Annotated in this window: 11 protein-coding genes; 9 read left to right on the top strand and 2 right to left on the bottom strand. The window is 69.7% G+C overall.

The annotated features are described in order from the left end of the window. The first annotated feature begins 2 nt into the window (after positions 1-2). Positions 3-998 carry a Gfo/Idh/MocA family protein gene (locus BLT19_RS03575; RefSeq protein WP_091486465.1) on the top strand — a complete coding sequence of 332 codons (996 nt, stop codon included), beginning with the start codon at positions 3-5 and terminating at the stop codon, positions 996-998. 33 nt (positions 999-1031) lie between these two features. On the opposite strand, the gene BLT19_RS03580 is transcribed toward BLT19_RS03575, so the two are convergent. Both BLT19_RS03580 and BLT19_RS03590 read right to left on the bottom strand, forming a co-directional pair. Next, positions 1032-2426 (bottom strand): restriction endonuclease subunit R, encoded by a 1395-nt coding sequence (locus tag BLT19_RS03580; RefSeq protein WP_231917777.1) that lies wholly within the window; start codon positions 2424-2426, stop codon positions 1032-1034. A gap of 83 nt (positions 2427-2509) precedes the next feature. Further along, positions 2510-3775 carry an ROK family protein gene (locus BLT19_RS03590; protein ID WP_091486470.1) on the bottom strand — a complete coding sequence of 422 codons (1266 nt, stop codon included), beginning with the start codon at positions 3773-3775 and terminating at the stop codon, positions 2510-2512. 104 nt (positions 3776-3879) lie between these two features. On the opposite strand from BLT19_RS03590, the gene BLT19_RS03595 reads away from it, so the two are divergent. The 8 genes from BLT19_RS03595 to BLT19_RS03630 all read left to right on the top strand — a co-directional run bounded on the left by BLT19_RS03595 (position 3880) and on the right by BLT19_RS03630 (position 12069). Next, on the top strand, positions 3880-4920 hold the full coding sequence (locus BLT19_RS03595) for a Gfo/Idh/MocA family protein (RefSeq protein ID WP_091486474.1): 1041 nt from the start codon (positions 3880-3882) through the stop codon (positions 4918-4920). Continuing rightward, on the top strand, positions 4917-5681 hold the full coding sequence (locus BLT19_RS03600) for a hypothetical protein (protein WP_091486477.1): 765 nt from the start codon (positions 4917-4919) through the stop codon (positions 5679-5681). The genes BLT19_RS03595 and BLT19_RS03600 overlap by 4 nt, the downstream gene beginning before the upstream one ends. 137 nt (positions 5682-5818) lie before the next feature. Then, positions 5819-6838 carry a VOC family protein gene (locus tag BLT19_RS03605; RefSeq protein ID WP_091486481.1) on the top strand — a complete coding sequence of 340 codons (1020 nt, stop codon included), beginning with the start codon at positions 5819-5821 and terminating at the stop codon, positions 6836-6838. A gap of 92 nt (positions 6839-6930) precedes the next feature. Next, positions 6931-7890 (top strand): fumarylacetoacetate hydrolase family protein, encoded by a 960-nt coding sequence (locus tag BLT19_RS03610; protein ID WP_091486485.1) that lies wholly within the window; start codon positions 6931-6933, stop codon positions 7888-7890. Next, on the top strand, positions 7887-8879 hold the full coding sequence (locus BLT19_RS03615; RefSeq protein WP_091493230.1) for a cyclase family protein: 993 nt from the start codon (positions 7887-7889) through the stop codon (positions 8877-8879). The genes BLT19_RS03610 and BLT19_RS03615 overlap by 4 nt, the downstream gene beginning before the upstream one ends. A gap of 39 nt (positions 8880-8918) precedes the next feature. After that, positions 8919-10055: an FAD-dependent monooxygenase gene (locus BLT19_RS03620; protein ID WP_091486489.1), complete on the top strand. Its 1137-nt coding sequence runs from the start codon at positions 8919-8921 to the stop codon at positions 10053-10055. Beyond that, positions 10052-11092 (top strand): amidohydrolase family protein, encoded by a 1041-nt coding sequence (locus BLT19_RS03625; RefSeq protein WP_091486492.1) that lies wholly within the window; start codon positions 10052-10054, stop codon positions 11090-11092. Before BLT19_RS03620 ends, BLT19_RS03625 begins: the two co-directional genes overlap by 4 nt. Continuing rightward, the gene (locus tag BLT19_RS03630) at positions 11089-12069 is read left to right on the top strand and encodes a fumarylacetoacetate hydrolase family protein (protein ID WP_091486495.1); all 981 of its coding nucleotides are present in this window, start codon (positions 11089-11091) and stop codon (positions 12067-12069) included. The genes BLT19_RS03625 and BLT19_RS03630 overlap by 4 nt, the downstream gene beginning before the upstream one ends. Positions 12070-12080: the final 11 nt, after the last annotated feature.

The raw sequence follows: 12080 nt of genomic DNA on the forward strand, positions 1-12080 counted from the left end.
GCATGGCAGCGCAGACGATCGGCATCGGAGTCCTGGGCGCGGCCGGCATCGTCGAACGGGCGATCGTCGAGCCGGCGCGCGAGCTGGACGGGGTCAGCGTGGTTGCGATCGGCGCACGTGATCCAGATCGTGCGCGCGAGGCGGCCGATCGCCTCGGTGTCGCGCAGTCCGGCGACTACGAAGCGGTCATCGAGAATCCCGACGTCGACCTGATCTACATCCCGCTGCCGTCGACCGTGCAGGCGCACTGGGCGGTACGGGCCTTGCAGGCGGGAAAGCACGTGCTGTGCGAGAAGCCGCTGTCTGCGAACGGCACGACGGCGGGCGAGATCGCGGAGGCGGCGGATGCTGCGGACCGTCGTGCCTTCGTGGGCTTCCACTACCGACTGCACAGCTTCACGCAGCGGCTGTCAGAGGTGCTGGCTTCGGGTGTGCTCGGAGAGGTGACGCGTGTCGAGTTCGACTACAGCATCCCCCACTTCGTGGTGAAGCCGGGCAACATCCGCCTCGACGCCGACCTCGGCGGCGGCTCGTTCATGGACGTGGGCTGCTACGCCGTCGACCTCATGCGCGTGGCCTGGGGAGAGCCCACGGTGATCTCCGCCGACGCCGTGCTGTCCACCGATGATCCCCGCGTCGATCTGCAGACTGATGCGGTCTTCGAGCTGCCCGGCGGTGTCCCCGCGACGGTCCGGTCATCGTTCATCGGCGACGATCAGGGGAGCATGTCGCTGCGGGTGACCGGCGCGGCCGCGTCGCTCGAGGCGACGAGCGTGATCGTCCCGCAGTGGGGGGCGACGCTGCGCGTGACGGCGGGGAGCGAACTGGTCATCGAAGAGAAGGCGGTCGACGGCGAGAACAGCTATGCGCGGCAGCTGGAGCACGTCGTCGCCGCCCTGCGCGACGGGTCGCCGAGCGAGCTCGATGCGGAGCTGGGCGTCGGAACAATGCAGGTCATCGACGATGTCTACCGGGCAGCAGGTCTGCAGCCTCGCTGACCTGCGCGCGCTCGTCGTGCGAGCGCGCGCTCATCACGCGAGCGCGCGGGCGCCCTCGCGCAGGGCCGATCGTGCCAGTGCGAGGTGCCGGCGGGTGATGTCGGCGGGCACGTCATCCAGCCACTCGTGACCGCCCCACTCGCTGCAGAGCGTGCCGGTGAAGGGCGTGCCCGCCAGTTCCGATCCAAGGTCGCGGATCGGATGCGTCACGCGACCGTCGGTGTCGTCCAGATCCCAGAATTTGAGGTGGAACGCGCCGGTCAGCGGCAGCACGTCCCGAAGGTCGGCGGCGCTGGAGCGACCGAACCGGACGAGCAGGTTCATGAAGGCCGTGTGCACCGCCGGGGGAACGCCACCCGATCGGAGTACCTCGATGACCGCGCCATTCGTCGCCGGGTCGCGCCAGTCGGTGGCCAGCCGCTGCAGCAGGGCCTCCGGAACGCCTCCCGACCGGAGCAGGTCGAGGTAGCTCGATGGAACTGCCGGCATCAGCATGCTGATGTCGACGAGGAGCCGAAGGTGCGTGTCGTCGGTGCGCGCGATCGTCTCGATCGCGCCGCGCGCGGCGGGTGAGTCCGGTGTCTGCTGGCCCTGGATCTCCTCGAAGAGCACGAGGTCGAGCTCGTGGAGCACCGGCAGCAGCTCGCGCAGCAGCCCATCACCGGCCTGTCCGATCGGCAGCCGCACACCCGCCGCGCCGACGCGTGCGGCGGCGTGCAGCTGTGGCAGCATGAACGCGAGGCGCTCGGCGTCGGTGCGACGCGTCGAACCGACCCAGTCATCCAGACTTGCGCCCACGATGCTCACCGAACCGTGCGCGGCCTCCAGACCGGTGCGCAGTGCGTCGACGTCTCCGTCGCGCGGGGTCGGGAACGACCGCCACAGCTGACCCGGCTCGATCTCGATGACCGACGAGACGCCGTCCGTCACGATGCCGACGGCGATGTCTTCGGCCGTGCGCTCGGCTCGGATCACGTCCGGCGTCCAGTTGAAAGCGGATGCCGCGAGTGTCCACCCCTCTGGCAGCGCATCGTCGCGCGCCACCTCATGTGCCGACTCTCGTTCGATGACCGATGCGGCCACCGCCGCAGGGGCATCGAGGGTCAGCGGCCGCGCGATCCGGAACGGCAGTGACAGCGGGCCATCCGGTCCGACCTGCAAGTAGGGGATCATCAGCTGGAACGACACCGTCACATCGTGCGGTCCAGCCGCGAGCGGACCGTCGCCGAGGATCGTGATCCGATCCTGCAGGAACCACCATTCCGGCATGTCGGCAGTCGCCGCTCTCACCGATTCGCCGTCGATCGACACGCGCAGCTCGGAGAGTGACGACGAGGGCAGCGACCGGATCCACGGCAGACCGAGCAGCACCGCGAACCCCTCGGGTGTCGATCGCAGGGCGTCGTCGCGCAGAGCCGTCAGCGTCATGGCACATCCTCGTGTCGGTGTCGCCGGAGACAACCGGCTTAGGACGAGAACTTACACGCTTATGCTCGAAAACGAAAGAAGTCCTACCCGGCCGGATGTATGGCGGCCGTCGTCGGCCGACCGTCGGCGAACCAGCGGGGGAACGTCGCATCGAACAGCTGCTCTCGCACCATCTCCGCTCCGCCTCGCAGTGGTTCGCGCAGATCGTTCTGCGACTGGACGATCGCCAGATCGCGCGTGGCGAGGGGAAGTGACAGCTCGTACACCCGCTGGCGCACCTCGGCGAGGAACACCTCGCCGGCGCCCACCACCGCGCCGCCGATGACGATGGTGCCGGGATTGAACATGTTGACCAGCGCGGCGATCGACTCGCCGACCACGCGGGCGCATTGCTGGATCAACGAGATCGCGAGGGCATCGCCGTTCTCGGCCGCGCGTGCGATCGCCTCCGGCGTGAGCGGCTCGCCCTCGCGCGTTCGCGCCGCGAGCACGCCCGCGGCGCCGTCCGCGACGGCGACCTCTGCATCGCGCACGAGTGCCCAGCCGCCGGCGACCGCCTCGAGGCATCCGATCTTGCCGCAGCGGCAGAGCGCGTCCGACCCGGCGACGCGAACGTGCCCGATGTCGCCCGCCGCGCCGTTCGCCCCACGATGGATGCGGCCTTGGGAGAGCAGCCCGGCGCCGATGCCCGAGCCGACCTTGCAGTAGATGAGGTCGAGCGACTCGTCGCGGCGTCGGGAGCGCTCGTTCAACGCGAGCAGGTTCACGTCGTTGTCCACCCAGACCGGCGCCTCGTACCGCTCCTCGAATCGGCGCCGGATGTCGAATCCGTTCCAGCCGGGCATGATCGGCGGGGCGACGGGTCTGCCCGAATGGAAATCGACCGGACCGGGGATGCCGACCGACACGCCCCACACCGGCACATCGGGTGTGCGGGCGAGGACCTCGTCGATCATGGCGAGCGCCGTGTCGAGCGTCTCGGCCGGTCCTCGTGCGATGTCCCACGCCCGGTGCGACTGCTCGAGGATGTCGCCCTCGAGCATGGCGACGCCGACGTGGATGTGCAGCGCGCCGAGGGCGCAGACGACGATGCGTCCGCGACCGCTGCGGAACCTCAGGGTGCGCGGTGCGCGCCCGCCCGAAGACGGTCCGAACTCGCCGTCCTCGAGGTACCCCATCTCGATCGCCTGGTCGACCCGCTGGGTGACCACGCCCCGGCCGAGACCTGTGACCCTGCCGATCTCGGGGCGAGTGGCCGCGTCACCGGCGCGGACCATGTTCACGATCCGCAGGAGGCTCGTCACCTCGTCGGTCTGCGCGCCGAAGCGCAGGGTGGACTCTTTTGCCATGGTCGATTTTCACACAAGTCCGGTGATCTTCTGGCTCAGTTTCGGCAAGTATCGTCATCTTTTTGAAAACTTAGGTACGCTTCGAGCGAAAGGACGGTGCAGTCATGACGCACGGCGTAGGTGTGGTCGGAGCAGGTCCCGGCGTTGCCGCCCTGCACATGCCGACGCTGTCGCGGCTGGGGTCCACGTTCGACGTGGTGCACATCTGCGACGCCGGAAGCGGGCGGGCAGCTGACCTCGCCGCGCGAGTCGGAGCCCGCGCATCGTCGGGAGTCTCGGATCTGCTCGCAGACGAGCGCGTGTCCGTCGTGCTCATCTGCAGCCCCCCCGCCGAGCACGCGAGCCAGATCCTCGCCGCGGTCGCCGCGGGCAAGCGCGCGATTCTCTGCGAGAAGCCGCTCGCGACCACCGTCGACGACGCCGAAGCCGTCATCGATGCGTGCCGGTCTGCCGGTGTGACGCTGCTCATCGGCACGAATCACCTCTACGACCCGGCATGGATGAGAGCCAAACATCACCTCCTGGCAGGTGGCCAGAGCATCCGATCCGTCTCGGTGACCCTGGCGCTGCCGCCCAACGGCCGGTATCACGATGTCGTCTCCGAGTCGATCGCCCCGGCGCCCGCGCCCGCACGAAGCGGGCCGCCGCTCGAGGTGCCGCAGGTCGCGGCATCCGTCGTCCGTCAGCTGATCACGGGGCTGGCCGTGCACGATCTGCCCATCGTCCGCGACCTGGCCCCTGCGCTCGAGGAGGTCGTCTTCGCGCGCGCGATCACCCCGCTCGGGTATGCCGTGGGGTACCGGGCATCGGGTATTCCGGTCCGGCTGGCGGCGGTGATGCTTCCTGACGGTGCCGACGCGGTCTGGCGGATCGATGTCGTGACCGACACGGATCGGCTCGAAGTGGTCTTCCCCCCGGCGTTCGTGCACGTCGGCAGCGCCGGTGTGCGGGTGAGGACGCCGACGGGCAAGGTGACCGCGTACCCGCTCGCAGACGACGACGGGTACCTCGCCGAATGGCGCTCGCTGGCAGAGCTGCTCGACGGGCGAGACCCCGTCGAGTACGACGAACTGCTGGACGACGCGAAGTACGCGATCGGGATCGCGGATGCCGCGGCCGCGCTGATCGAAGCGAGCGCCGCGTGAGCGCGCACCGCACCGAACGCGTCGAAGTGGTCGCCGAGGACGCGTCGTATCTGACGGCGATCGCCGAGCTTCCGTTGAGCGCTCGCCGCTCGAGGCACGTCGAGGGCGCCGTCGCGGTCCTCTCCGGCGATCCGGGCTGGGTCGAGGCCGCACAGCGGGCGGCGATCGACGGTGCGGTCGCGGTGGTGATCGCCGCGCCCGCAGCAGCCCCGTCGCTGCAGCTGCGTCGCCTCGTCGACGCCGCGACGATCCCGATGATCGTCCAACGGCCGCTTCTGCGTCCCGACGTCGTGCAGACCGCGGTGACGGCGCGCGCCGGCGCGGAACCGCGCCTGCTCACCGTCGACGGTGCCGCGCCGGGTGCGCACAAGGCGGTCGCAGTCCGCGACGCGCTCGGCTGGCTCCGCAGCCTGAGCGGGGAACGCCTCACCTCCCGCGCCGGCGGCGACGGACTCGCACTGCTCGAGACGCGCGGCGGCCTCGCGGCGACGCTGTCGGTCGCGACCGCCGACAGGTCGGCGCGGAGCTGGCTGCGGGTGCAGGTGCTCGGCGAGGTCGTCACGGAGGTCGAGGTGGAGGAGGGGCGGACGCAGGTGACCACGCTGTCCTCGGCCGGCCGCCTGACGGCACCGACGCTGTTCGAATCGGCCGAGCGGCTCACGCTGCGCCGCGCACTCCGCGCGCTGTCCGAGTCCTCGTCGCCCCCCGATCTCGCAGACCTGCTCGCCGACTGCGAACTCGCCGACTCGCTCGGCGCGTGACGTGGCGGCGCCGACCACACCGCATAGATGGTGCTGATCCTCGGCATCGCAGATATGGGATTCCCGGATATGCCGAAGTCAAGCGAAAGTTGATCTCGGGATCACCCCAATCGCTTGTCTTGTCGAAAGGATCGAAGATGATCAAGCTCCTCTCCCACCTCTCCTACGTGGCGATCACCACGCCCGACGTCGAGGCTTCCGTGACCTTCTACGAGGAGCAGGTCGGGCTCACCGTCGTCGATCGCGTCGACGGCGCCGTGTATCTGCGCTGCTGGGGCGACTACTACGCGTACTCGCTCGTGATCCTCCCCGGTGACGAGCCGAGCCTGGCGACGATGGCATGGCGCACCTCCAGCGCCGAGGCGCTCGAAGAGGCTGCGAAGCGCGTCGAGGCCGCGGGCGTCGAGGGCGAGTGGCTCGAGGACGTCCACAAGATCGGTCGCGCGTACCGCTTCACCGGACCGTTCGGGCACTCGATGACCCTGCACTGGGACGTGACGCGCCACGACGCGCCCGGACACGTGGCATCCATCTATCCGGACCGCCCCGAGAAGCGCAGCAAGATCGCCGGTGCTCCGCGTCAGCTCGACCACGTCACCGTCGCCGCCAGTGATGTCGACGCGTTCGTGCAGTGGTACGTCGAGGTGCTCGGCTTCCGCTTCATGGCTCGCACCGTTCTGGACGAAGCGCCGATCTCGGTGTTCTCCGTGCTGACGACCAACGAGAAGTCGCACGACCTGGGCGTCGTGCTCGACGGCTCGAGCCGCGCCGGTCGCATCAACCACTACGCCTTCTGGGTCGACACCCGCGAGGAACTGCTCATCGCGGCCGACACGCTCATGGAGAACGGCACCCCGATGGAGTACGGGCCGAACATCCACGGCATCGGCGAGCAGACGTTCCTCTACTACCGTGAACCCTCCAGTCTCCGCATCGAGCTGAACACCGGTGGATACCGCAACTACGTGCCGGACTGGGTCGCCAACACCTGGAAGCCCTCGCAGGGATCGAACAACTTCTACCGCAACGGCGCCATGCCGATGTCGATGACCGAGTCCTTCCCCGCCGCAGACGGCCCGAGCGCGACCGAGGAGGGCGTGCCGGATGAGATCAAGGACGCCCTGCTGAACCCGTACGCCCAGCACGGCCGGGGCTGAGACCGGGGGTGGGGCGTCGCCTCGCGCGACGCTCCACCTCTCACCAACGGCGACGCGACGTCGCCACAACACAGAGCACGACAGAGAGACTGATGACGATGACGTCGACCGGACCGACCGCCCCGTACGCACTCGCGCGATTCCGCGACGGCGATTCCGTCGCGCTGGGCGTCGTCGCGGGCGACCGCATCCGCGCGATCAGCGCCGACGAACTCGGAGCGGACGATCTGAACGCCTTCCTCGCGCGCGGCGACTGGGAGCGCGTTGCTGTCGCAGCCGAGCAGGCGGACGGGTGGATGCCGCTGGCCGACGTCACGCTGACCGCTCCGGTGCAGCCGCGCCAGGTGCTCCAGGCGGGAGCCAACTACCGCGAGCACGTGATCGAACTCGTGGCGGCGGGACTCACCCAGAACACCGATCGCACGCCCGAGGAGGCGCGCGAGTTCGCCGCGACCATGATGGACGACCGCGCCGCCAACGGCGAGCCGTACTTCTTCATCGGGCTGCCCGCCTGTGTCGTGGGCGACGATGTGCCGCTCGCGCTGCCTGCGTACAGCCAGGTGCACGACTGGGAGCTGGAGCTGGCGGTCGTGATCGGGCGCGAGGCGTTCCAGGTCTCTCGCGAGAACGCGCTGGACCACATCGCCGGCTACACGATCGTCAACGACATCACCACGCGCGACCTGGTGTTCCGGAAGGACATGAAGGAGATCGGCACCGACTGGTACCGGTCCAAGAACGCGCCCGGGTTTCTGCCGACGGGCCCCTTCCTCGTTCCGGCGGAGTTCGTGGACGGCGGCGGCCTCGCCGTGACGCTCGAGCTGAACGGCGAGGTCAAGCAGGACGGACACACCAGCGACCTGCTGTTCGGCATTGCCGCGCTCATCTCCGGCGCGAGTGAGACGATGCCGCTGCTGCCCGGCGATCTGCTGCTGACCGGGAGTCCTCCCGGCAACGGGCAGCACTGGAAGCGGTTCCTGCGCGACGGAGATGTGATGACCGGCACGATCGAGGGGCTCGGCACGCAGACCGTCCGGTGCGTGGCACCATGAGCTCGCCGTCGGAGGACCCGGCCGGCATCGATCGGACCGATCCCGAAGCCGAGATCGCCGCCCGCGCCGAGGCGTATCGCAACTGGGGCCGGTGGGGCGAGGACGACGTGCTCGGCACGCTGAACTTCATCGATTCCGCCAAACGCGTCGAAGCAGCCGCCCTGGTGCGTGAGGGCGCGGTGGTCTCACTCTCGCAGTCGTTCGACACCGACGGACCCCAGAAGGGCTGGCGCCGGCGCACGAACCCGGTGCACACGATGACCGACACCGGCGTCGACGCCGAGCGCGGCAATCAGGGCTTCCCGCACGGCATCGGCGGCGCCGATGACGTCATCGCCATGCCGTTGCAGTGCTCGACCCAGTGGGACGGGCTCGGGCACATCTTCGACCACGGCTTCGCGTGGAACGGCAGGCGCGCAGGCGACGTCGTCACGAGCGAGGGCGACCTGGTGACGGGCATCGAGCACGCGGCATCCGTCATCGTCTCCCGCGGCGTCCTGCTCGATGTCGCCCGCCACCTCTCGCCCGAGACGGGGGAGCTCCCCGACGGGTACGCGATCAGCGCCGCGGAATTGGATGCCTGCGCCGACGCGCAGGGCGTCACGATCGGTCGCGGCGACATCGTGCTCGTGCGGACCGGTCGCCTGGCGAGGGCTCGGCGTGAAGGCTGGGGCGAGTACGCCGGTGGCCCGTCCGCCGGCCTCTCCCTGTCGACCGCCGGCTGGCTGCACCGTACCGAGATCGCCGCGATCGCCACCGACACGTGGGGCTTCGAGGTGCGCCCGAACGAGTTCGACGTGCCGTCGTTCCAGCCCCTGCACCAGGTGGTGATCCCCAACATGGGTCTCACGATCGGTGAGATGTGGGATCTCGACGAACTTGCGGCATCCTGCGCCGCACGCGCCCGCTGGGATTTCCTGCTCTCGGCGCCCCCGCTGCCCATCACCGGAGCCGTCGGCTCACCCATCAACCCCGTCGCGATCTTCTGACCGCGACCCACCGATCACAGGGAACAGAGAGGTTCTGACATGACCGCAGTCTCGAAGGTCGCGATCGCCGGGAGCGGCGTCGCTGGTCTCGCCGCCGCCATCCAGCTCGCCAAGGCGGGGGTGGCGGTCGACCTGTTCGAAGCCAAACCCGAGCTGAGCGCGCAAGGATCCGGCATCTCGCTGCAGGGCAACGCGCTACGCGTCTTCGACGCGCTCGGCGCCTGGGACGACATCCGCGCGGCGGGCTACCCCTTCGAAGGGCTGCACTTGCGGGCTCCCGGCCCGGGGGCGCCCATCGTCGCGGAGCTGCCCGATGTGAAGACGGGCGGGCCCGACTATCCGGCCGCCATGGGGATGCCGCGCGCCGAGCTGGCGCGCATCCTGCTCGAGCACGCCGAGCATGCCGGAGTGAACGTGCACTTCGGAAAGAAGATCACCGCGATCGACGCCCGCGCGGCGGATGCGGTCGCCATCACCGTCGATGGAGAGTCGGCGGGCGAGTACGACCTGCTGATCGGGGCGGACGGGCTGAATTCCACGGTGCGCGAGCTGATCGGCATCGAGACCAAGCCGGAGCCCACCGGCATGGGGATCTGGCGCACGTTCGTCTCGCGCCCGGCCGAGGTCGAGCGCAGCGAGCTGTACTACGGCGGCCCGGTGTTCATCGCCGGCTACACGCCCACGGGGGAGAACTCGATGTACGCGTTCCTCGTCGAGAAGGCCGAGGACCGCTTCGGCACGCCTGACGACGAGGCCACCCGCATCATGCTCGAGGAGTCGCGCGCCTATCAGGGCCCGTGGGAATCGATCCGAGCCGATCTCGAGGCAGGCGCGCACGCGAACTACACGTGGTTCACGAAGCACATCGTGGACGAACCGTGGAACCGCGGCCGCGTCGTCATCATCGGCGATGCCGCGCACAGCTGCCCTCCGACGATCGCCCAGGGCGCCGCGCAGGGATTGGAGGACGCGTTCGTCCTGACCGAGCTGCTCGTCTCCCGCGATCGGCTCGACCAGGGGCTGTGGGATGAGTTCCACGCGCGGCGCGTGCCGCGCGCCAAGAGCGTGGTGGAGGCATCCGTGCAGCTCGGACAGTGGCAGCTGGACGGGGTCCGCGACGCGGACGTCCCCGGGCTGATGTTCGGCATCGCGCGACAGATGTCGGAGCCGGCATGACCGACTCGCCTGCGCTCAGCGGCGACCGGGCGCCGGTCACCGACGTCCACGCGCACCTCCTGTTGCCCGCGATGCACGCCGAGGTCGAGCGGCGAGCGCCGGCTGAGGTCGCCGCCGCGGCGGATCTGGAGCGTCGTCGCAACGGTGTGGAGAGCCTGCAGGCATCCGGCGCGATGATCGGCGCCCGGATCCCGAAGCTGACCGATGTGGGCGCACGACTGGCCGCGATGGACGAGCAGGGCGTGCACCGGCAGTGGGTGAGCGTCTCGCCGAACCACTTCTACCCATGGGCGTCCGAGGGACTGGCCGGGTGGGTCGCGAGCGAGACCAACCGGCTGATCGCCGAGCACGTGGCGCGGGCCCCCGATCGGCTCGTGGGTCTGGGCGTCGTGCCGCTCCAGCATCCGGAGCGCATCGTCGAGTACCTCGATGACGCCGTCCTCGGCCGGGGCCTGGCCGGCGTCGAGATCTCGTCGTTCGCCGGCGATGTCGAACTCTCCGACGAGCGGCTGGAGCCGTTCTGGGCCCGCGCGGCGGAGCTGGGCTGCGTGGTCTTCCTGCACCCCTTCGGGTGCAGTCTCGACGAGCGCCTCGACCGGTTCTACCTGTCCAACACGGTCGGGCAGCCCACCGAGAACGCCGTCGCCCTGTCGCACCTCATCTTCGCCGGGGTGCTGGACCGGCATCCGGATCTGAAGATCGTCGCCGCGCACGGCGGCGGCTACCTGCCTTTCGCGATCGGGCGCTCCGACCGCGCCTGGCACGTCCGTCCCGAAGCGCATCGCTGCGAACACGCCCCGTCGACGTATCTGCGCCGACTGTGGTTCGACACCGTCGTGCACGACCCGGTGGCGCTGCGTCATCTCGTCGAGGTCGCGGGCGGCGCGCGTGTGCTGATGGGCAGCGACTTCCCGTTCGACATGGGCAGCGACGACCCGATCACGCTGGTGCGCAGCGCGGGTCTGCCGATCGAGATCGAGCGGCGCATCCTCGGTGAGAACGCCGAGGCGCTGGTGGGAAGCCGGGTGCGCGCATGAAGATCGCGCGCTGGATCGACGGCGCCGACCTGGGCGAGGGCTTTGTCATCGACGATCACGTGGTGCCGTTCCCGAACGGCCTGCGTGTGGCGCAGGTGCTCGAGCGCGGACTGGATGCCGCGCACGGCCTGTACCGCTCAGTCGCCGATCGCGGCGAGACGAAGCGGGCCGCGCTCGCCGAGGTCACGCTGCTCGCGCCCCTGGTGCCTGCTGCGATCCGCGACTTCGTCGCCTTCGAGGAGCACGTCGAAGGGGTCAGCGCGTCGGTCGACGGCAAGAGCGAGGTCGTGCCCGAGTGGTACCAAGCGCCGACCTTCTACTTCACCAATCCGCACACGGTGCTCGGCCCCGGCGAGTCGGTCTCGCCGCCGGTGACCGAGCGTCTGGACTTCGAGCTCGAGATCGCCGCGGTGATCGGGTCGGTGCCCGGATCCGACGGAGCGAACCTGACCGCGCAGGCCGGGGCATCCCACATCTTCGGCTACACGATCATGAACGACTGGTCCGCGCGCGACATCCAATCGCGCGAGATGAAGGTGCGCCTCGGGCCTGCGAAGGGCAAGGACTTCGGCACAGCCCTCGGACCGTGGATCGTCACCGCCGACGAGCTCGCGTCGTACCTGGACGCGGACGGCTTCCTCGCGGTGCGGGCCGAGGTCTTCGTCAACGGGGAGCTCATCGGCGAAGACCTCGTCTCCAACATGGGCTGGCCGTTCGGCGAGCTGGTCGCGTACGCCTCGCGCAACTCCCGGGTGGTCCCAGGTGACGTGCTCGGGTCGGGCACGGTCGGCAACGGCGGATGCCTGGGTGAGCTCTGGGGTCGCGCCGGCGAGCTCACGCCATCGCCCCTGCGCGAAGGCGACGAGGTGCGGATGGCGGTCGAGGGCATCGGAGAACTCGTCGGTCGCGTCGGCGCGGGAGTGGTGCCGCCGGCGATCCCGGCGGCTCGCGCGCGTCCGCGATCGCGTCGGCGCTGACCGCTCGCCTT

Origin of the sequence: Microbacterium pygmaeum (assembly GCF_900100885.1) — a bacterium.
GTDB lineage: Bacteria > Actinomycetota > Actinomycetes > Actinomycetales > Microbacteriaceae > Microbacterium > Microbacterium pygmaeum.